At 61.9% G+C, this 19,801-nt stretch carries 21 protein-coding genes; 18 read left to right on the top strand and 3 right to left on the bottom strand.

Features of this window, described 5'->3' with window-relative positions:
• From thiD to HUS66_RS14185, 3 genes are read right to left on the bottom strand one after another with little or no spacing between them, the layout of a single operon-like run.
• On the bottom strand, nt 1-849 hold the full coding sequence (thiD, locus tag HUS66_RS14195) for a bifunctional hydroxymethylpyrimidine kinase/phosphomethylpyrimidine kinase (RefSeq protein ID WP_175071651.1): 849 nt from the start codon (nt 847-849) through the stop codon (nt 1-3).
• Nucleotides 849-1,280: a protoporphyrinogen oxidase HemJ gene (hemJ, locus tag HUS66_RS14190; protein WP_175071649.1), complete on the bottom strand. Its 432-nt coding sequence runs from the start codon at nt 1,278-1,280 to the stop codon at nt 849-851. Before hemJ ends, thiD begins: the two co-directional genes overlap by 1 nt.
• Before the next feature lie 53 nt (nt 1,281-1,333).
• A complete protein-coding gene (locus HUS66_RS14185; RefSeq protein ID WP_175071647.1) occupies nt 1,334-3,085 on the bottom strand; it encodes a chloride channel protein in 1,752 nt (583 codons plus the stop codon).
• 149 nt (nt 3,086-3,234) lie between these two features.
• Here HUS66_RS14185 and argC point away from each other — a divergent pair, with 149 nt between their 5' ends.
• From argC to HUS66_RS14095, 18 genes are all read left to right on the top strand, one after another.
• Entirely contained in the window at nt 3,235-4,269 is a 1,035-nt protein-coding gene (gene argC / locus HUS66_RS14180) for an N-acetyl-gamma-glutamyl-phosphate reductase (RefSeq protein ID WP_175071646.1), read from the top strand.
• Between the two features lie 211 nt (nt 4,270-4,480).
• Complete coding sequence (erpA, locus tag HUS66_RS14175; protein ID WP_175071644.1) at nt 4,481-4,843, top strand: iron-sulfur cluster insertion protein ErpA; 363 nt, start codon at nt 4,481-4,483, stop codon at nt 4,841-4,843.
• Between the two features lie 104 nt (nt 4,844-4,947).
• Nucleotides 4,948-5,712: a transporter substrate-binding domain-containing protein gene (locus tag HUS66_RS14170; RefSeq protein ID WP_175071642.1), complete on the top strand. Its 765-nt coding sequence runs from the start codon at nt 4,948-4,950 to the stop codon at nt 5,710-5,712.
• A 156-nt stretch (nt 5,713-5,868) separates the two neighbouring features.
• Entirely contained in the window at nt 5,869-6,540 is a 672-nt protein-coding gene (locus HUS66_RS14165) for an amino acid ABC transporter permease (protein ID WP_112055654.1), read from the top strand.
• Between the two features lie 54 nt (nt 6,541-6,594).
• Complete coding sequence (locus tag HUS66_RS14160; protein ID WP_175071640.1) at nt 6,595-7,368, top strand: amino acid ABC transporter ATP-binding protein; 774 nt, start codon at nt 6,595-6,597, stop codon at nt 7,366-7,368.
• Nucleotides 7,369-7,973: 605 nt separating this feature from the next.
• Nucleotides 7,974-9,878 carry a tRNA uridine-5-carboxymethylaminomethyl(34) synthesis enzyme MnmG gene (gene mnmG / locus HUS66_RS14155; RefSeq protein ID WP_175071638.1) on the top strand — a complete coding sequence of 635 codons (1,905 nt, stop codon included), beginning with the start codon at nt 7,974-7,976 and terminating at the stop codon, nt 9,876-9,878.
• Entirely contained in the window at nt 9,875-10,531 is a 657-nt protein-coding gene (gene rsmG / locus HUS66_RS14150; protein WP_175071636.1) for a 16S rRNA (guanine(527)-N(7))-methyltransferase RsmG, read from the top strand. The genes mnmG and rsmG overlap by 4 nt, the downstream gene beginning before the upstream one ends.
• Nucleotides 10,532-10,602: 71 nt before the next feature.
• Nucleotides 10,603-11,373 (top strand): ParA family protein, encoded by a 771-nt coding sequence (locus HUS66_RS14145; RefSeq protein WP_175071634.1) that lies wholly within the window; start codon nt 10,603-10,605, stop codon nt 11,371-11,373.
• Nucleotides 11,374-11,501: 128 nt separating this feature from the next.
• Nucleotides 11,502-12,431, top strand: a complete 930-nt coding sequence (locus HUS66_RS14140; RefSeq protein ID WP_175071632.1) for a ParB/RepB/Spo0J family partition protein — start codon at nt 11,502-11,504, stop codon at nt 12,429-12,431.
• 228 nt (nt 12,432-12,659) lie between these two features.
• A complete protein-coding gene (locus tag HUS66_RS14135) occupies nt 12,660-13,046 on the top strand; it encodes an ATP synthase subunit I (protein ID WP_175071630.1) in 387 nt (128 codons plus the stop codon).
• Nucleotides 13,047-13,060: 14 nt separating this feature from the next.
• On the top strand, nt 13,061-13,885 hold the full coding sequence (gene atpB / locus HUS66_RS14130; protein ID WP_175071628.1) for a F0F1 ATP synthase subunit A: 825 nt from the start codon (nt 13,061-13,063) through the stop codon (nt 13,883-13,885).
• A gap of 57 nt (nt 13,886-13,942) precedes the next feature.
• Entirely contained in the window at nt 13,943-14,170 is a 228-nt protein-coding gene (gene atpE, locus HUS66_RS14125) for a F0F1 ATP synthase subunit C (protein ID WP_175071625.1), read from the top strand.
• 75 nt (nt 14,171-14,245) lie between these two features.
• Complete coding sequence (locus tag HUS66_RS14120) at nt 14,246-14,716, top strand: F0F1 ATP synthase subunit B (RefSeq protein ID WP_175071624.1); 471 nt, start codon at nt 14,246-14,248, stop codon at nt 14,714-14,716.
• An 11-nt stretch (nt 14,717-14,727) separates the two neighbouring features.
• Nucleotides 14,728-15,267: a F0F1 ATP synthase subunit delta gene (locus HUS66_RS14115; RefSeq protein ID WP_175071623.1), complete on the top strand. Its 540-nt coding sequence runs from the start codon at nt 14,728-14,730 to the stop codon at nt 15,265-15,267.
• Between the two features lie 16 nt (nt 15,268-15,283).
• Nucleotides 15,284-16,828 (top strand): F0F1 ATP synthase subunit alpha, encoded by a 1,545-nt coding sequence (atpA, locus tag HUS66_RS14110; protein ID WP_175071621.1) that lies wholly within the window; start codon nt 15,284-15,286, stop codon nt 16,826-16,828.
• 76 nt (nt 16,829-16,904) lie between these two features.
• On the top strand, nt 16,905-17,789 hold the full coding sequence (atpG, locus tag HUS66_RS14105) for a F0F1 ATP synthase subunit gamma (RefSeq protein ID WP_175071620.1): 885 nt from the start codon (nt 16,905-16,907) through the stop codon (nt 17,787-17,789).
• Nucleotides 17,790-17,870: 81 nt separating this feature from the next.
• Entirely contained in the window at nt 17,871-19,247 is a 1,377-nt protein-coding gene (gene atpD / locus HUS66_RS14100; protein WP_175071618.1) for a F0F1 ATP synthase subunit beta, read from the top strand.
• A gap of 39 nt (nt 19,248-19,286) precedes the next feature.
• A complete protein-coding gene (locus HUS66_RS14095) occupies nt 19,287-19,715 on the top strand; it encodes a F0F1 ATP synthase subunit epsilon (protein ID WP_175071616.1) in 429 nt (142 codons plus the stop codon).
• The last annotated feature ends 86 nt before the right edge of the window (nt 19,716-19,801 follow it).

The following is a 19,801-nucleotide window of genomic DNA, read 5'->3' as shown; positions in this document are numbered from 1 at the left end:
TCACTCCGAAGTGGTAGCAGGGCAAGGGTGGCGCCACAGGCGGCGTGGCAGCGCCTGTCCATCGGCTGGGCGCCAGCCATGGCGCAGCGTCTGCCAGGTATATCCCTGGGCCAGCTCACAGGCTTGAATCAGGCTCTCGCCGGCCGCCAGATGAGCGGCCAGAGACGCCGCCAGGGTACAGCCGGAGCCGTGGAAGTTGCCGGCCAGACGCGGCCATTGCCATTGGCGTCCATTGTCCGGCGTATGCAGGGTGTGGACAACCTTGTCGGCGGTGCTTCCCGCCGTCGGCGAATCGGTCCCGGTCACCAGCACCGCCTGGCATCCGGCGGCCATCAGCGCAATGGCGCGATCGGTGTCATTCTGCCAGCAGGAATCGGTGAGCCGCGCCAATTCGGCCCGGTTCGGCGTCAGAATATCCACCAGCGGCAGCAGCCGTTCATGAAAGGCATCGATCAGCTCGGCGGAACTCAGCTCGCGCCCGCCGCCGGCGCGCAGCACCGGGTCGACCACCACTGGCACGCCGGGATAGCGACGCACGATATCGACCACCGCATCCAGACTCTCGAGATCCGCCACCAGCCCCACCTTGATCGCAGACACCGAGAACTCGCCGAGGGCCGCGGCCATGGCGCGCATGTCATCGCCGCGACAAGGCATGACGGCGCTGACATCGCAACTGTTCTGTACCGTCAATGCCGTCGGGATGGTCAGCGGCCAGCCGCCGCAGGCGCCGATGGTCTCGGCATCCGCGGTTAGCCCGGCGCCGCCGCTGGGATCGTGACCGGCCAGCACCAGCACCACCGGTAGCTGGCGAGTGTCATGCAGTGCATATTCGTTGGCATCAGGCATCAAAATGGCTTGACCACCGCCAGGATCACCACCAGGACCAGCACCACGACCGGCGCTTCGTTGAACCAGCGGAAGAAGACGTGAGATTTCTGACAAGTGCCGGCGGCCAGCTTCTTCATATAGGCCAGGCACACGTGGTGATAGCCGACCAGCAGCACGACCAGCGTCAGCTTGGCATGCATCCAGCCTTGGCTCATCAGGCCCGGCACCATCGCCAGCATGCTTACACCAAACACGATCACGGCAATCATCGACGGCATCATGATGCCGCGATACAGCTTGCGTTCCATGGTGGTGAAGTAGCCGATGGCCTGCTCATCGCCGGCATCGCGCGCCATGGCGTGATAGACGAACAGGCGCGGCAGGTAGAACAACGCGGCAAACCAGGTCACCACGGCGATCAGGTGAAGGGCCTGAATCCATAAATACATAACCACTCCTCATAGGTCATCGCTGGGGTAGCGGCCCGCCGGGCCACGCCCGCTCACGGCGTGTAGCGATAGTAATTCTCGATGCTCTCACGGGTGATGATACCGGAAATGCGCCGCTTGATCGGCCCCATCGAGGTTTCCACGTAAAGCGCATCGACACGCGCTTCGTTGAGCCGATCCAACGCCTCGCTGAGGGTGGCCTCGAGATGAATCGGCGCCATGTCCAGACGCTGGCCAGGCACTTCGAGCAGGTCGATCTGCTGCTCCTTGGCCCAGGCTTCATCATCAAGTAGTACCCGGGCCAGATCCGCGGCCTTGAGCGCCAGCGTCGGCTTGTCATCCCGGGAGCGCACGATGACCACCCAGGCCGGCTTGGCATGCAAAAGCGCCTCGGCTTCCTCGCGGCTCACCATGCGCTGGCTGCGCACCAGGCTGCGCTCCATCACCGCCGGCACCGAAACCCGTGATAACGCCTGCGCCAGCGGCTGCTGCAAAGGGTGCAGGCCATGGCGGGTCAGGTTGATGAAGAACCCCTCGCAGCGACACAAGCGACGAGCGGTAAGGCCGGAGATCACCACCGCCAGCATGCCGGGCAGGATGATATTGGGGTTGTGGGTCAGCTCGAGCAGCGCCATCAGCGCCGCCAGTGGTGCCTGCAACACCGCACCCATCATCGCTGCCATGCCCAGCATGGCGAACAACGACGGATCCGCCGCTGCCGCCGGCCAAAGCCAGTGGCCAAGCAGGCCGCAAAGGCCTCCGGCCGCGGCACCGCACACCAGCACAGGGCCGATGATGCCGATGGGAATCCCACTGGCCACGGTGAGTGCAGTCAGGCCCAGCTTGGCCAGCGCCAGGGCGACCAGCACGCTCACCGCCAGCTCGCCGTCCAACATCGATGCCAAGCTGTCGTAGCCGATGCCCTGGACCTCGGGGTACCACCAGGCCACCAGGCCGGTGGCGAGCCCCACCGCGGCCAAACGCGCCGCGACCGGCCAGGCCGCAAAGCCCGTCGTCAGCTTGGCCAGGCGAATGAAACCACCGGACAGCAGGCCGATAACCAGCGCGCTGACCAGAATCCAGGAAAGGTTGAACCAGGAATCCAGCGACACGCTCGAGCTCTGGAAGGCCGGCTCGGTGGAATAGACCAGTTGGGCGACGACCGCGCCCATGCTCGAGGCCAGTATCACCGGCATGAAGCCGGCGATGGTGTACTCCATCATCACCACTTCCATGGCGAAGATGACCCCGGCGACCGGCGTATTGAAGGAAGCAGAGATGCCCGCCGCCGTGCCGCAGGCGACCAGCACCCGCAGGCTGTTGTGGGGCAAACGTAGACGCTCGCCGATGCCACTGACCGCCGCCGCACCGAGATGGATCGCCGGCCCCTCACGGCCGGCGGAAAGCCCGCCGAGCACTGAGGCCACCCCAACCCACCACTGGTTGATCCAGTTGCGCAGCGGAAATCGCCCCTGATGATAGGTCAGACGCTCGATCACGTGACCGACGCCGAGCTTGCGCGCCGCCGGCGGCTGGCGCCATAGCCCTACGCCGATCAACGTCACGGCGACCAATGGAAGAAGCGCACGAAACCAAGGGGCCAGCCCCTCGAAGTCCTCCGATTCAGCCCCGGGCATGAAAGCCAGCGCCCCCAGGTCCAGCAGTAGCTGAAAGCCTACCATCAAGCTGCCGGTGACAAGTCCGGCAATTGTCCCCAGCACGCACAGCTGGGGAAGGGCATCGACGTTGGCCAATTTGCGACGAAAGGTCGCAAGGCTCAGATCGGGAAGATGAGGGCGTGGCACGTCGGCGCGTCCTTGACCAAGGGGCCCCTGGTGGGGCCGGGATTCCACCTGTCATTGTCAGACATGTGTATCATATCGGGACCATCTCTTCAGACTCGACCCCATCGAGGTCGACCCAGTACCCAAGCCAGCACCTAAGGAGGGACATCGTGATCAAGGTGGGCATTGTCGGAGGCACCGGCTATACCGGCGTCGAACTGCTGCGGCTGTTGGCACAGCATCCTCAGGTCGAAGTCGCGGCCATTACGTCGCGTTCCGAAGCGGGACTCGCCGTGGATGAGCTCTATCCCAATCTACGCGGCCACTACCCCGGCCTCGTTTTCACCGCCCCGGACGCCGAACTGTTGGGCCGCTGCGATGCGGTGTTCTTCGCCACTCCGCACGGTGTCGCTCATGCACTGGCCGGCGACTTGCTCGCGCGCGGCACCCGGGTCATCGACCTGTCCGCCGACTTCCGTCTGGAAGACGCCAAGGAATGGGAGGCGTGGTACGGCCAGCCTCACGGGGCCCCCGAGCTGTTAAACGAGGCCGTCTATGGACTGCCCGAAGTCAACCGCGAGGCGATCCGGCAGGCACGCCTGATCGCGGTGCCGGGCTGCTATCCCACCGCCGTGCAGCTGGGACTGCTGCCACTGCTCGAAGCCGGCCTGATCGATCTCGAACATGTGATCGCCGACTGCAAGTCAGGCGTCACCGGTGCCGGGCGCGGCGCCAAGGTGGGCTCGCTGCTGGCCGAGGCCAGCGAATCCATGAAGGCCTATGGCGCCAGCGGTCATCGCCACCTGCCCGAGATCCGCCAGGGCCTTGGTCGTGCGGCCAAGACGCCGGTGGGCCTGACCTTCGTGCCTCATCTGACGCCGATGATTCGTGGCATTCACGCCACTCTCTACGGGCGGCTGACCGAGGAGGCTGACGATCTGCAGGCACTGTTCGAAACCCGCTTCAAGGACGAACCGGCCGTCGATGTCATGCCCCCCGGCAGTCACCCCGAGACCCGCAGCGTCAAAGGCAGCGACATCTGCCGGCTGGCCGTGCACCGTCCCGGCGGCGGCGACACCGTAGTGGTGCTTTCCGTGATCGACAACCTGGTCAAGGGCGCCTCCGGCCAGGCCATCCAGAACCTCAACCTGATGTTCGGCTTCGATGAGATGGCAGGCCTTACCGCCCCGGCGCTGATGCCCTGATATCCCTCTTGGACTATCTCCAAGGACGCCGTAGGTAGGTCACAGCGAAGGTCCTCTGCCATGGATGGCAGAGGTAGCGCCCAGGGATGGGTTTATAGCGCCTTCGCAAGTGACCTGCCTACGGCTTAGCCCCTCAAAAGTTGACCCTTTTGCTGGGGATTGGGGATAATCACTATATGAACCTCATTCCATCAACCGCGGGAGAATCTCCATGAGCGGTGCCGAATCCTTCGACCCCGGGTCCCTCAAGCCAATGCAGCTGTCCCCCAGCGCCCAGCGGCGCCTGCGTGGGCTGATCGCCGAGGAGGGTAACGCCGCACTCAAGTTGCGTGTCTACGTCACTGGCGGTGGCTGCTCGGGATTTCAGTACGGTTTCGATTTTGCCGATGATGCCAGCGAGGACGACACCCTGATCGCCTTCGACGACGTCGCCATGATCGTCGATCCGCTGTCCTATCAGTACCTTGTCGGTTCCACGGTCGACTACGAGGAAGGCCTGGCCGGTGCACGCTTCGTGATCCAGAACCCCAACGCCACCAGCACCTGTGGCTGCGGTGCCTCCTTCATGGTGTAAAACACCGTCAAAATGGCGCTTTTTTCTTCAACTTGACGCTTCCCCGGGAACTCGCCATTGTTAAAGGCGTGTTCCGTAAACAAAATTTCCAAACGGGGAACCTCATGTCAACACTGCATAAAAAAGCCTCTCTGCTTTCCGCTCTTGCCCTCGGCCTTGGCATGTCCACCCTGGCCAGTGCCGCCGACCAGCCGACCCTCGATGTGGTCACCGACCCGAGTTTCGTTCCCTTCGAGATGATGGATACCGACTCCGGCCAGATGGTCGGCTTCGATATCGACATCATCAACGAAGTCGCCGATCGCGCCGGCTTTGATGTCAACCTGAACACCATGGACTTCAACGGCATCATCCCGGCGATTCAGACCGGTAACGTGGATATCGCCATCGCCGGCATCACCATTACCGACGAGCGCAGCGAGATCGTCGACTTCTCCGACCCCTACTACGATAGCGGCCTGCGTATCATGGTAGCCGCCGACGACGACAGCATCAGCACCATCGACGACCTGGCCGGCAAGACCATCGGCACCAAGATCGGTTCGACCAGTTACGATTACCTCACCGAAAACCTCGGTGACGAGGCCACCATCACGCCCTATCCGGGCAGCTCCGACATGTATATGGCCCTGCTCGGCGGCAGCGTCGATGCCGTCTTCTACGACGCGCCCAACGTCGGCTACTTCTCCAAGACCCGCGGCGAAGGCCGAGCCAAGGTCGTGGGACCGCTCTATGAAGGCCAGCAATACGGCATCGCCCTGGTCAAGGGCAGCGAGTGGGTCAAGCCCGTCAATGATGCCCTCGCCGCCATGCGTGAAGACGGCACCTACGACGAGATCCACGAAAAGTGGTTCGGTAGCGCCGAATAACACGGCCAGCTGACACTGTGTCTGAGACGTTTACGAACGGCCAGACATGGCTCAGTCGCAGGGGGTCGAGTCACTAGGCTCGACCCCTTTGCGTAGCGCCTTGGCAACGCCTCTTTACCCCTCTATCTGACGAAGTTTCTGGACGGGAGATCCCTCGTGGACGTCACCTTTCAATTCGACTGGCAGGCCGCCATATCCTCGATTCCCTACTTGCTGACGGGGATTCCCTACACCCTGCTGATCTCATTCGGTGGTCTCGCCATCGGCTTTCTGATCGGCATCCTGTTTGGCCTTTTACGCATCAGTCCGGTCGCTTGGCTGCGCATTCCCGCCATCGCCTATATCGAGATCTTCCGCGGCACGCCAGTGCTGGTACAGGTGCTCTTCATCTTCTATGGCCTACCGCAGATCATCGGCGGACCGGTCAATGCGCTGGTGGCCGGCATCGCCGCCATTGCGGTCAACTCCGGCGCCTACATCTCAGAAATCGTACGCGGTGGCGTGCAGTCCATCGAACGAGGCCAGCGAGAAGCCAGCCTGTCGCTTGGCTTGTCACGCACCCAATCGTTCCGCTACGTGATCTGGCCCCAGGCCTTTCGCCGCATGATCCCCTCGCTTGGCAATCAGGGCATCATCAGCATCAAAGATACCTCGCTGTTCTCAGTGATCGGCGTCGGGGAACTGGTCCGTCAGGGTCAGATCTACATCGCCACCACCTTCAGTGCCCTGGAGGTCTATCTCATGGTCGCCATGCTGTATCTCGCGATCACCCTGAGCCTCTCGCTGGCCCTGCGCCTGCTCGAGCGCAAGGGACTGGTAGGTCAATAACGCCGGTACTCGCACATCGTTACAAGGCACATCGGTACAACGAGGGAACCGATCATGACAGATATCAAGACAGAGCCCGGCGCTGAGCTGATCGTGCGCATGGAGAAGGTCAACAAATTCTTCGGCAGCCTGCACGTGCTGCAGGACATCGAGCTTTCGGTCACTCACGGCGAAGTGGTGGTGATCATCGGGGCCAGTGGTTCTGGCAAGTCCACCCTGATCCGCTGCATCAACGGCCTCGAGGAGTTCCAGCACGGCCATATCGAGGTTGACAGCAACGAACTGCTGCCAAACGGCAAGAGCAGCAAGTCGCTGCAGACCATCCGCACGGAAGTCGGCATGGTCTTCCAGCAGTTCAATCTCTTTCCGCATCTTAGCGTGCGCGACAATGTCACCTTGGCGCCTATCAAGGTCCGCGGCACCAGCGAGGCCGATGCCATCGAGAACGCCGACAGGCTGCTGGAACAGGTCAATATCGCCGACCAGGCCGATAAGCTGCCGGGTCAGCTCTCAGGCGGCCAACAGCAGCGCGTGGCGCTGGCCCGTGCCCTTGCCATGGAACCAAGGCTAATGCTCTTCGATGAGCCCACCTCGGCCCTGGACCCGGAGATGATCGGTGAGGTGCTGGATGCCATGCGCGAGCTGGCCAAGGCCGGCATGACGATGATGATCGTGACCCACGAAATGGGCTTTGCCCGGGAAGTGGCCGACCGTGTGATCTATATCCATCAAGGCCAGATCGTCGAGCAGGGCAAGCCGGAAGACGTCTTCGACAATCCGCAGAATGAACGCACCCAGAGCTTCCTGGGGCGCGTCCTCAAACACTGACACAAGAGCTTTAGCAAGCTGCCAATAGGCTAGAAACCCTTCAGGTACCGCTGTAAAAGACCTGATTTTGGCACCTCAAAGGGCCTGTCGAGAAGTCGACAGGCCCTTTTTTTGGCTGTGGACAAGTTTTTTTCACACAGCCTCCAAATCCTTCCACAACCACCGGCATCAGCGTCTTTACGGATATCGGTTTCGCATGTTGACCGCTGCGGTAACAACCCAGGCTAGGCTCGGTGGATAACCTTGGGTCATTTAGCCTTGTGGACAAGGCGCCCATTCGTCCACAGGCTCACGACAAGCTGTACGCACGCCCTTCGCCGTTTTTCACACGATCGGTCAACATTTTAAGCAATTGATAAAAATACAAATAACTCAGTTTTCCACAGAAAGTATCCACACTAGTAGTTACTACAACAACAGAACTTCTTTCTTATTTAATCTGTATTTTATATAGAACCCCGCATTGAACCGCCTGGCTTCGAATCTGGGTGTGGAAAACCCCTGACGGTTACCCACAGGAGGTTTATACTGTGCCGCTGATTTCTCACCCCGTCGGTTGACGACGGTTATGGACACGGCGCCATCGGCGCCATTCGAGGTGCAACGTGGACTACCCCGACCGTTTTGACGTCATCGTCATCGGCGGAGGCCATGCGGGAACCGAAGCCGCCCTGGCCTCCGCTCGCATGGGTGCCAAAACCCTGCTGCTGACCCACAACATCGAGACCCTGGGCCAAATGTCCTGCAATCCGGCCATCGGCGGGATCGGCAAGAGCCATCTGGTTAAGGAGATCGATGCGCTCGGTGGCGCCATGGCGCTGGCCACTGACCAGGGCGGCATCCAGTTTCGACGGCTCAATGCCCGCAAGGGGCCTGCCGTCCGTGCCACTCGCGCCCAGGCCGACCGAGTCCGCTACAAAGCGGCGATTCGCGGCATGCTGGAAAACCAGCCCAATCTGACGATTTTCCAGCAGGCAGCCGGCGACCTGATCGTCGATGGCGACACCGTGCGTGGTGCGGTCACCGAAACCGGTATTCGCTTCCTCGGCGAGAGCGTAGTGCTCTGTACCGGCACCTTCCTCGGCGGCGTGATCCATATCGGCCTAGATCAGAGCCGCGGCGGTCGCGCTGGCGATGCGCCGTCCAATGCCCTGGCCGAGCGGCTGCGGGCGCTACCCTTCAATGTGGCGCGCCTCAAGACCGGCACACCGCCGCGCATCGATGCTCGTACCGTTGACTTCACCCATCTCGAAGAACAACCCGGCGACAGCCCGGTGCCGGTGATGTCGTATCTCGGTAACCAGGCCATGCATCCCGATCAGGTCAGCTGTCACATCGCGCATACCAATGAGCGCACTCACGAGATCATCTTCGCCAATCTCGACCGCTCGCCGATGTATTCCGGCACCATCGAGGGCGTTGGCCCGCGTTATTGCCCGTCCATCGAGGACAAGGTGCATCGCTTTGCCGACAAGTCGAGCCACCAGATCTTCATCGAGCCTGAGGGCCTGGATACGCACGAGCTCTATCCCAACGGGATTTCCACCTCGCTGCCCTTCGACGTGCAGCTCCAGGTGGTGCGCTCGATCAAGGGCTTGGAAAACGCACACATCACGCGCCCGGGTTACGCCATCGAGTACGATTTCTTCGATCCCCGCGATCTGAAGCACACCCTGGAAACCAAGTTTGTCCACAACCTGTACTTCGCCGGGCAGATCAACGGCACTACCGGTTACGAGGAAGCTGGCGCCCAGGGGCTGCTGGCGGGCCTCAACGCTGCCCGCCGTGCACATGGGCTCGAGGGCTGGTCACCGCGCCGGGATCAGGCCTACCTCGGGGTGCTGGTCGACGACCTGATCACCCTGGGAACGCAAGAGCCCTATCGCATGTTCACCTCGCGGGCCGAGTATCGCCTGCTGCTGCGTGAAGACAACGCGGACCTGCGCCTGACCGAGATCGGTCGCGAGCTGGGGCTGGTCGATGACGACCGCTGGGCGGCCTTCACCACCAAGCGTGAGGTCATCGAGCAAGAGGCCGCGCGCCTCAAGACCAGCTTCGTGCAGCCGGGCAGTGATGCTGCCGCCTCGCTCGAGGCCAAAGTCGAGAAGCCGTTGACCCGCGAGTACAGTCTCACCGAGCTGCTGCGTCGCCCGGAGCTCGAGTACGCCGATGTGGCCGGGCTTCCCGGAGTGGCCGGCGAGCCGGTCGAGGATCCTGCGGTGGCCGAGCAGGTGCAGATCCAGACCAAGTACCAGGGTTATATCGATCGCCAGCAGGAGGAAATCGACAAGCTCAAGCGCCACGAGGCAACGCCGCTGCCCGCTGACCTGGACTATCAGCGCGTCGAAGGGCTCTCCCATGAGATCCGCCAGAAGCTCGAATCCGCGCGCCCGGAAACCCTGGCGCATGCCGGGCGTATCTCCGGGGTGACCCCGGCGGCGGTGTCGATCCTGCTGATTCACCTGAAAAAGCGCCGCCTGCTGGATGACAGTCAGGCGGTGAGCGCATGAATCAGGCCCTGGTCAATGCAGTACCCAAGGCCGTGGCGGAACGGCTGGATGCTGGGCTCGCGGGCCTCGACATCGTGCCCGATGCCGGCCAGCGCGAGCGCCTGCTGGGCCTGTTGGCGTTGTTGCACAAGTGGAATCGCGCCTATAACCTCACCGCGGTACGCTCGCTCGATGATATGGTCACCAAACACCTGATCGACAGCGCCTCGGTGCTTGACCATGTGCATGGCCCGCGACTGCTCGATGTCGGTGCCGGCCCGGGCCTGCCGGGGCTGGTGCTGGCGATTCTCAAGCCGGAGCTTCAGGTCACGCTGCTCGACAGCAACGGCAAGAAGGTTCGCTTCCAGCGCCAGGCAATCTTCGAGCTGGGCCTGGATAACGTCACGCCCAGCCAAGCGAGGGTCGAGGCCTTCGACGCCGCACCCTTCGATCAGGTGATCTCCCGGGCCTTCGCCAGTCTCGAGGATTTCATCGGCTTGACCGAGGCGCTGCTGGCCGAGGACGGTGAATGGTTGGCCATGAAGGGCAAGGCCAGCGATGAAGAGTTGGCCGCCCTGCCCGATGGGGTGACCCTCGTCGAGCGCCGCGCCCTTGCCGTACCCGGTGAGGAAGGCGCGCGCCACCTGCTGACGCTGGCTCGCCGAACCGGCTAAAACAGCGCTGCAATGCGACCACCAAGGCTGCCCCGGTTTTCAGGGAGCCGGACCCAGGAAGGATGCCGCTCGTGACCAAGATCATCGCCTTGACCAATCAGAAGGGTGGGGTAGGCAAGACCACCACGGCCGTCAATCTCGCCGCCAGCCTGGCGGCGCTCGACCGCCGCGTGCTGCTGGTCGACCTCGATCCTCAGGGCCATGCCACCATGGGCAGCGGCGTCGACAAGCATGAACTCGACGGCAGCGTGCTGGACGTGCTGCTGGGCGACAAGCGGGCCTCCAAGGTGATCCTGGACTGCCCCGTCGCCGGCTATGCGCTGCTGCCCGGCAATGGCGACCTGACAGCCGCCGAGGTGGCGCTACTCGATCGCGAACAGGGCCGTGAGCGCTGCCTGCACAACGCTATCCAGAGCGTGGCGAGCGCCTATGACGTGGTGCTGATCGACAGCCCGCCCTCGCTGAACATGCTCACCGTCAACGCCCTGACCGCCGCTCACGGCGTGCTGATTCCGCTGCAATGCGAATTCTATGCCCTCGAGGGGCTCTCGGCGCTGCTCGATACCGTCGAGCAGCTGCAGGCGAGCGTCAATCCTAGCCTCGAGGTGCTGGGCATCGTGCGCACCATGTTCGATGCGCGTAACAGCCTGACCCGCGATGTCAGCAAGCAGCTGATGGACTACTTCGGCGATGGCCTGCTCAAGACCACCATCCCCCGCAATGTGCGCGTCGCCGAGGCCCCGAGCCACGGTCTGCCGGTGACAAAATATGCCCGCTTCTCCCGCGGCAGCCAGGCCTATCGAGTGCTGGCCAAGGAGCTGATTCGTCGTCAGCTGATCTAGCCGCCTGAACGGACAACGCGGTAATGTCAGCGTGATTGGCGGTAATGCATGGCCTGAGACCGTGCCCAAACGGTCGATGCTGGCTGCGCGGGGGACTGTAATGTTGGATCGATTTCGAGGATTGCCAGATGACGCGTAAGCGAGCCCTGGGACGAGGCCTGGATGCCCTGATCGGTGCCGGTTCCCGCCATCGTTCTCTTCAGCCCGATGAGACTCTTGACGCTGCCGACGGCGAGGTCATGGTGCCGGTCGACGCCGCGGAAGATCTCGCTCCGCAGGATCAGGAGCGACTCGAACGCCTGCCGCTCGGACAGCTGACCCGTGGCAAGTACCAGCCGCGCCGCGACATTCAACCCGAGGCGCTTGAGGAACTGGCCGACTCGATCCGCTCCCAAGGGGTAATGCAGCCCATCGTGGTGCGCCCGATCGATGACCATCGTTATGAGATCATCGCCGGTGAGCGGCGCTGGCGTGCCGCCCAGCTTGCCGAGCTCGACGTCATCCCCGCGGTCATTCGCGAGGTCAGCGATCAGGTCGCCCTGGCGCTGGCGGTTATCGAGAACATCCAGCGCGAGAACCTCAACCCGGTCGAAGAGGCCATGGCCCTCAAGCGCCTGCAGGACGAATTCGAGCTGACCCAACAGCAAGTTGCCGATGCCGTGGGCAGGTCTAGAGCCCAGGTCGCCAACCTGATGCGGCTGCTGTCGCTGGACCCGGAAGTGCAGACCCTGCTCGAGCGCGGCGACCTGGACATGGGCCATGCTCGCGCCCTGCTGGCGCTGTCCGGGGCGGCGCAGCGCGCGGCGGCGCACGACGTGGTCGACAAGGACCTGACGGTGCGCGCCACCGAAGCCCTGGTGAAGCAACTGCTCGAAGGCGCACCGGCCAAGCCCGAGAGCCAGCCTCGCTCGACAGATGTGGTGCGCCTCGAGAATCAGCTCGGCGAGTTGCTCGGTGCCCCGGTGAAGATCCAGCACGGTCGTAGCGGCAAGGGTCGCCTGACCATTCGCTACACCAGCCTCGATGAGCTGGACGGCATCCTTGGCCATATCCGATAGGGGGAAAATTGCCTACATTCGTCCCGGCTTCTTTTAGCAAGCTAACGTGATTTGTCGACGTTTAGCGGGCTATTGGTCGTCTACTGAAGCAATATCGTACAAAATCGCGATAGCTTTGGTTGAAGCCGCCAAGGGCCTTCCCTATAATCGCGCCGGAGTTTGTCGTGAGTTATAGCGGCAGAAACGGACAGACGATAGCGTGAGACGACGCGAGGCAGGGAGTAACCGGTGGCAGCCAAGCTCAAGCGACCACCCATTGCGCGCCTGCTCGTGGCTCAAAGTCTCATGTTGGCCGTGGTCAGCGCCCTCGGGATGCTGGCCGCCGGGATCGGCGGCGCGGTATCGGCGCTGACCGGAAGCGGTGTGGCACTGTTGCCCAATGCCTATTTCGCCTGGCGTGCCTTTCGCTTTCAACATGCGCGGCATTACCGGCAAATGGTCAACGGGTTTTATCGGGCAGAGGCCGGAAAGTTTGGTTTGACGGTGGCATTGTTCACGATCGTGTTCGTGACAGTGCCCCCCTCAAATCCCGCTTTCTTCTTTGGCGCTTACGTGGCGACGCTGTTGGTGCATTGGCTGGGGCCCTGGCTCTTACGTCGACCGTCGCACACCTGAAATCGAGGCAGAGTATGGCAGGCAACAACCCGACTCCTACGGAGTACATTCAGCACCACCTGCAGAACCTGACCTTCGGGCATCACCCGGAAAACGGTTGGTCGATGGCGCATTCCGCTCAGGAAGCTGCCGACATGGGGTTCTGGGCGATACACGTGGATACCATGGGCTGGTCAGTGGCCATGGGCGTTCTGTTCATCTGGCTGTTCCGCAAGGTTGGCAAGGCAGCAACGACAGGTGTGCCTGGCAAGTTGCAGAGCGCCATCGAGATGATCTTCGAGTTCGTCGAGGACATGGTGCGGGGCGCCTTCCACGGCAAGAACACCATGATCGCTCCGCTGGCCTTGACGCTGTTCGTGTGGATCTTCTTGATGAACCTGCTCAAGCTGGTGCCCGTGGACCTAGCACCCGAGCTGTTTGCCAAGTTTGGCGTCGAATACATGAAGCTAGTCCCCACCACGGATCCCAATGCCACCTTGGGCATGGCCCTCGGTGTCTTCTGCCTGATCATCTACTACAGCATCAAGGTGAAAGGGGCCGGTGGCTTCGTCAAAGAGCTGTCCTTTACCCCGTTCAACCACTGGTCGCTCATTCCCTTTAACCTGGTGATGGAAATCATCGGCCTGCTGGTGAAGCCGCTCAGCCTTGGTCTGCGTCTCTTCGGCAACATGTTTGCCGGCGAGGTGATTTTCATCCTGATCGCCCTGTTGCCGTTCTGGGTCTCTTGGACACTGAACGTCCCCTGGGCCATCTTCCATATTCTCGTTATCACTCTGCAGGCGTTCATCTTCACCGTGCTGACGGTGGTTTATCTGAACTCTGCACACGAGCATCACTGAATCACGTATCACCCGATAAACCCTTAACCTTCGTCTCAACTCGATAGGAGCATCACCATGGAACTCATCTACATTGCTGCCGCTCTCATGATTGGCCTCGGCGCCCTCGGCACCGCTATCGGCTTCGCCCTTCTGGGTGGCAAGCTGCTCGAAACCACCGCTCGTCAGCCGGAAATGGGTGACCATCTGCAGACCAAGACCTTCCTGATGGCTGGCCTGTTGGACGCCGTTCCGATGATCGGTGTCGGTATCGCGATGTACCTGATCTTCGTCGTCGCCGGTTAACAATTAGCATACCGAGCGCACCGCGCTCGGTTGGCTTGTTTCCGGTCGCCACGAATCTGTCAGAGGTACGTCCCTGTGAATATCAACATGACGCTTATCGGGCAGATGATCGCCTTCGCGATCTTTGTCTGGTTTTGCATGAAGTATGTGTGGCCGCCGATCAGCACTGCGCTCCATGAGCGCCAGAAGAAGATCGCCGATGGCCTGGACGCTGCCAGCCGCGCAACACGCGACCTCGAGGTGGCTCAAGAAGAGGCCAACGAGACGCTACGTGCTAGCAAGGAACAGGCAGCAGAAATCCTGGAGCAGTCCCACAAGCGGTCCAGCCAGATGATCGAGGAAGCACGTGAGCAGGCTCGCCAAGAAGGTGAGCGCATGATCGCCTCTGCCAAGTCCGAGATCGATCAGGAAGTGAACCGCGCCAGGGAAGAGCTGCGCGGGCAGGTATCTCGTTTGGCCATTGTGGGTGCAGAACGCATTCTGCAATCGTCGATCGACGAGACCAAGCATCGCGAACTTGTCGACAAACTCGCCAAAGAGCTTTGAGGAGGTGACCCATGACGGGAATGTCTACCGTCGCACGTCCTTACGCTAAAGCGGCCTTCGAATACGCGCTTGGCAAGAAGGCGCTCGAAGACTGGTCCGACATGCTGGCAACGCTTGCGCAGGTCGCTCAAGACGGCGATGTGCATGAGCGGGTCCTGAGCAACCCTCAGCTGACCAGCACCCAGAAAGCGGATCTGCTGCTTGATGTTTGCGGCGACGCCGTAAACGACGAGGTCGGCAATTTCCTTCGCTTGGTCGGCTCCCAGGCTCGCCTGGCCGCGCTGCCGGCAATCGCCGAGCAGTTCGAGCTGCTCAAGGCCCAGCAAGAGAAGCGCATGGACGTGAACATCGTCTCTGCCTTCGCGCTGGACGACGCACAGCAAGAAAAGCTCGCGAGTGCACTGGCCAAGCGTCTGAACCGCGAAATCTCCATTACCACTCAGGTGGATTCCACCCTCCTGGGAGGCGTCATCCTGCGCGCCGGCGACACCGTCATCGACGGGTCGGTGCGCGGTCGACTGAGTCGCCTCCACGAGGCCCTTTCCGCCTGAGTCTGAGGGACATGGCATGCAGCAACTGAATCCTTCCGAGATCAGCGACATCATCAAGCAGCGTATCGAAAAGCTGGATGTCGCATCCGAAGCCCGTAATGAGGGCACCATCGTCAGCGTGTCTGACGGTATCGTGAAGATCCACGGTCTGGCCGACGCAATGTTCGGCGAGATGATCGAGTTCCCCGGTGGCATCTACGGCATGACGCTGAACCTCGAGCGGGACAGCGTCGGCGCGGTAGTGCTCGGCGACTATCAAAAGCTCGAAGAGGGCATGACCGCCCAGTGTACCGGCCGCGTCCTCGAAGTACCGGTAGGCCCGGAGCTGATCGGCCGCGTGGTCGATGCACTGGGTAACCCGATCGATGGCAAGGGCGATATCAACGCCAAGCTGACCGATGCGGTAGAAAAGGTCGCGCCGGGCGTCATCACCCGTCAGTCCGTCGACGAGCCGATCCAGACCGGCCTCAAGTCGATCGACGCCATGGTGCCGATCGGTCGCGGTCAGCGTGAGCTGATCATCGGCGACCGTCAGATCGGTAAGTCGGCGATCGCCATCGACGCGATCATCAACCAGAAAGGCAAGGGCATTACCTGCGTCTACGTGGCGATCGGTCAGAAGCAGTCGACCATTGCCAACGTGGTGCGCAAGCTCGAAGAGCACGGTGCCATGGAACATACCATCGTGGTTGCGGCTGGCGCAGCCGACCCGGCCCCGATGCAGTTCCTCGCCGCTTACTCTGGTTGCACCATGGGCGAGTACTTCCGCGACCGTGGCGAAGACGCCATGATCGTCTACGACGACCTGTCCAAGCAGGCCGTGGCTTATCGCCAGACCTCGCTGTTGCTGCGTCGTCCGCCGGGTCGTGAAGCCTTCCCGGGTGACGTCTTCTATCTCCACTCTCGTCTGCTGGAGCGCGCCGCGCGCGTCAACGCCGACTACGTGGAGAAGTTCACCAACGGTGAAGTCAAGGGCAAGACCGGCTCGCTGACCGCGCTGCCGATCATCGAGACCCAGGGTGGCGACGTCTCGGCGTTCGTTCCAACCAACGTGATCTCTATCACCGACGGTCAGATCTTCCTGGAGACCAACCTGTTCAACTCGGGCATCCGTCCGGCGATCAACGCCGGTCTGTCGGTATCCCGTGTCGGCGGCTCGGCCCAGACCAAGATCGTCAAGAAGCTCGGCGGCAGCGTGCGCCTGGCCTTGGCTCAGTACCGTGAGCTGGCGGCATTCTCGCAGTTCGCTTCCGACCTCGACGACGCGACCCGTAAGCAGCTCGAACACGGTCAGCGCGTTACCGAGTTGATGAAGCAGAAGCAGTACTCGCCGATGTCCGTGGCCGAGATGGCGCTGTCGCTGTATGCCGCTAACGAAGGCTTCCTGGATGATGTCGACGTGAGCAAGGTGCTCGACTTCGAGCATGCCCTGCACGCCTACATGAAGGCCGAGCACGGCGATCTGCTCGACAAGATCAATGCCAGCGGCGACTACAACGACGAGATCAAGTCAGGCCTCAAGGCCGGTCTCGAGAAGTTCAAGGCCACTCAGAGCTGGTGATTTCCCGGCCCGGTAAGGGCGTGTCCCGGCCGGGCCACGGATGTTTCTGAGGGCCACGAACGAGAGGTAGATCGCTATGGCAGCTGGAAAAGAGATACGCACCCAGATCGGGAGCATCAAGAATACGCAGAAGATCACCAGCGCCATGGAAATGGTTGCTGCGTCGAAGATGCGTAAAGCCCAAGAGCGCATGTCGGCCAGCCAGCCGTATGCGCGCCAGATCCGCAATGTCGTTGGTCATATTGCCGACGCCAACCCCGAGTATCGCCATGACTATATGGTCGAGCGGGAGGTCAAGCGGGTCGGTTACATCGTGGTCTCCTCCGACCGCGGCCTGTGCGGTGGCCTGAACAACAATCTGTTCAAGGCCGTGCTCAAGGACGCCAAGGCGTGGCAGGACAAGGGCGTTGAGCTCGATTTCTGCGCGCTGGGCGCCAAGGCCGGCAGCTTCTTCCGCAAGTACGGTGGACGCCTGGTGTCAGCGACCAGTGGCATGGGCGAAGCTCCCGCGGTCGAAGACCTGATCGGCAGCGTCAAGGTGATGCTGGAAGCCTACGATGCGGGCCAGCTGGACCGGCTCTACGTGGTGCACAACCAGTTCGTGAACACCATGACCCAGAAGCCGGCCGTGCGGCAGCTGCTGCCGCTGTCTTCGGACATGGGTGCCGACAACTCGCAAGACGAAGAAAACAGCCGTCCCGCAAGCTGGGACTACCTGTATGAGCCGGATGCCAAGGTGCTGCTGGACCGGCTGCTGGTGCGCTTCATCGAATCCCAGGTCTATCAGGGGGTGGTCGAGAACGCCGCCTGCGAACAGGCCGCGCGGATGATCGCGATGAAGAGTGCCACCGACAATGCCGGCGACCTGATCGACGAGCTTCAACTGGTATACAACAAGGCCCGTCAGGCCGCGATTACCCAGGAAATCTCCGAGATCGTTGGCGGCGCGGCAGCCGTATAGCGCCACTGGGCCGGGCCGTCGCGAGGCGACCGGCCGCCCAGGCACACAGGTTTCATTTGCAGGTATCTAAGAGGAACCAAGATGAGCGGACGTATCGTACAGATCATCGGCGCGGTGATTGACGTAGAGTTTCCGCGGGACGCAGTTCCCAAGGTCTACGACGCGCTGAATGTCTCGCAGAGCGAGACCGTACTCGAGGTCCAGCAGCAGCTGGGCGACGGCGTGGTGCGCACCATCGCCATGGGCTCCACCGAAGGCCTCAAGCGGGGCACCGAGGTCGAGAACACCGGTGCTGCCATCTCCGTGCCGGTTGGCAAGGAGACCCTGGGTCGCATCATGAACGTGCTCGGCCAGCCGATCGACGAAGCAGGCGAGATCGGTGAGCAAGAGCGCATGCCGATCCACCGCAAGGCGCCGGGCTATGCGGACCAGGCAGCGACCAGTGAGCTGCTGGAGACCGGCATCAAGGTCATCGACCTGGTTTGCCCGTTCGCCAAGGGCGGCAAGGTCGGCCTGTTCGGCGGCGCCGGCGTCGGCAAGACCGTCAATATGATGGAGCTGATTCGCAACATCGCCACCGAGCACAGCGGTTACTCCGTGTTCGCCGGTGTTGGCGAGCGTACCCGTGAGGGTAACGACTTCTATCACGAGATGACCGAATCCAACGTTATCGACAAGGTATCGCTGGTTTACGGTCAGATGAACGAGCCGCCCGGGAACCGCCTGCGCGTGGCCCTGACCGGCCTGACCATCGCCGAGAAGTTCCGCGATGAAGGTCGTGACGTGCTGCTGTTCGTCGACAACATCTATCGTTATACCCTGGCCGGTACCGAGGTGTCCGCACTGCTGGGCCGTATGCCGTCAGCGGTAGGCTATCAGCCGACCCTGGCCGAGGAGATGGGTGTCCTTCAGGAGCGCATCACCTCCACCAAGGATGGCTCGATCACCTCCGTGCAGGCCGTCTACGTGCCCGCGGATGACTTGACCGACCCGTCACCGGCGACCACCTTCTCGCACCTGGATGCGACCGTGGTACTGGCGCGTTCGATCGCCGAGCTGGGTATCTATCCGGCCATCGATCCGCTCGACTCCACGTCTCGCCAGCTCGATCCGCTGGTGGTGGGTGACGAGCACTACGACACGGCCCGCCGCGTGCAGGGCGTGCTGCAGCGTTACAAGGAGCTCAAGGACATCATCGCGATCCTGGGCATGGACGAGCTGTCTGATGAAGACAAGCTGGCCGTGAACCGGGCGCGTAAGATTCAGCGCTTCCTGTCGCAGCCGTTCTTCGTGGCCGAGGTGTTTACCGGTGCGCCGGGTAAATACGTGTCTCTGAAGGAAACCATCCGTGGCTTCCAGGGCATCCTCAATGGCGATTACGACGAGCTGCCGGAGCAGGCCTTCTACATGGTTGGCACTATCGACGAAGCGGTCGAGAAAGCCAATTCCATGCAGTAAGGTCGTCCACCCTACGGGAGCCCCAGAGGGGACATAGCTATGGCGAAAAGCTTCAAGTGCGAGATCGTCAGCGCCGAGGCTTCGATCTTTTCCGGAGCCGTCGAGCAGGTGATTGCCGCGGGTGTGATGGGTGACCTGGGGATTCTCCCGGGTCACACCTCGCTGCTCACAGAGCTCTCGCCGGGACCGGTGCGGGTCATCCACGACGGCGGTCAAGAAGATCATTATTACGTCACGGGCGGCTTCCTCGAAGTGCAGCCCAAGATTGTAACGATCCTGGCCGACACCGCCGTGCGCGCCGACGATCTGGATGAGGCGGCTGCCGAAGAGGCCCGCCAGCATGCACTGAAGGAACTCAACGACAGCAACGCCGACCTCGATTATTCGCGCGCTTCTTCAGAGCTCGCCGAGGCCGTTGCCCAGTTGCGGACCATTCAGCAATTGCGCAAGAAGGCCGGCAAGGGCTAAGTCTTATCCCTGGCCGTCCGCGACGCCCCTTGGACTCCCGGTTCAAGGGGCGTTTTTGTGTCGGCTCCGGCCGTCTTGTCACACCC

The organism is Onishia taeanensis (genome assembly GCF_013349955.1).
In the GTDB taxonomy this organism is placed as follows: domain Bacteria; phylum Pseudomonadota; class Gammaproteobacteria; order Pseudomonadales; family Halomonadaceae; genus Onishia; species Onishia taeanensis_B.
This window is presented reverse-complemented; position numbering and strand designations above follow the sequence as displayed.

Coding starts and splice junctions, on each gene's coding strand:
- thiD (WP_175071651.1), bottom strand. CDS start 849: ATGCCTGATGCCAACGAATATGCACTGCATGACACTCGCCAGCTACCG.
- hemJ (WP_175071649.1), bottom strand. CDS start 1,280: ATGTATTTATGGATTCAGGCCCTTCACCTGATCGCCGTGGTGACCTGG.
- erpA (WP_175071644.1), top strand. CDS start 4,481: ATGAGCGGTGCCGAATCCTTCGACCCCGGGTCCCTCAAGCCAATGCAG.
- HUS66_RS14170 (WP_175071642.1), top strand. CDS start 4,948: ATGTCAACACTGCATAAAAAAGCCTCTCTGCTTTCCGCTCTTGCCCTC.
- HUS66_RS14160 (WP_175071640.1), top strand. CDS start 6,595: ATGACAGATATCAAGACAGAGCCCGGCGCTGAGCTGATCGTGCGCATG.
- rsmG (WP_175071636.1), top strand. CDS start 9,875: ATGAATCAGGCCCTGGTCAATGCAGTACCCAAGGCCGTGGCGGAACGG.
- HUS66_RS14140 (WP_175071632.1), top strand. CDS start 11,502: ATGACGCGTAAGCGAGCCCTGGGACGAGGCCTGGATGCCCTGATCGGT.
- atpB (WP_175071628.1), top strand. CDS start 13,061: ATGGCAGGCAACAACCCGACTCCTACGGAGTACATTCAGCACCACCTG.
- atpE (WP_175071625.1), top strand. CDS start 13,943: ATGGAACTCATCTACATTGCTGCCGCTCTCATGATTGGCCTCGGCGCC.
- HUS66_RS14115 (WP_175071623.1), top strand. CDS start 14,728: ATGACGGGAATGTCTACCGTCGCACGTCCTTACGCTAAAGCGGCCTTC.
- atpA (WP_175071621.1), top strand. CDS start 15,284: ATGCAGCAACTGAATCCTTCCGAGATCAGCGACATCATCAAGCAGCGT.
- atpG (WP_175071620.1), top strand. CDS start 16,905: ATGGCAGCTGGAAAAGAGATACGCACCCAGATCGGGAGCATCAAGAAT.
- atpD (WP_175071618.1), top strand. CDS start 17,871: ATGAGCGGACGTATCGTACAGATCATCGGCGCGGTGATTGACGTAGAG.
- HUS66_RS14095 (WP_175071616.1), top strand. CDS start 19,287: ATGGCGAAAAGCTTCAAGTGCGAGATCGTCAGCGCCGAGGCTTCGATC.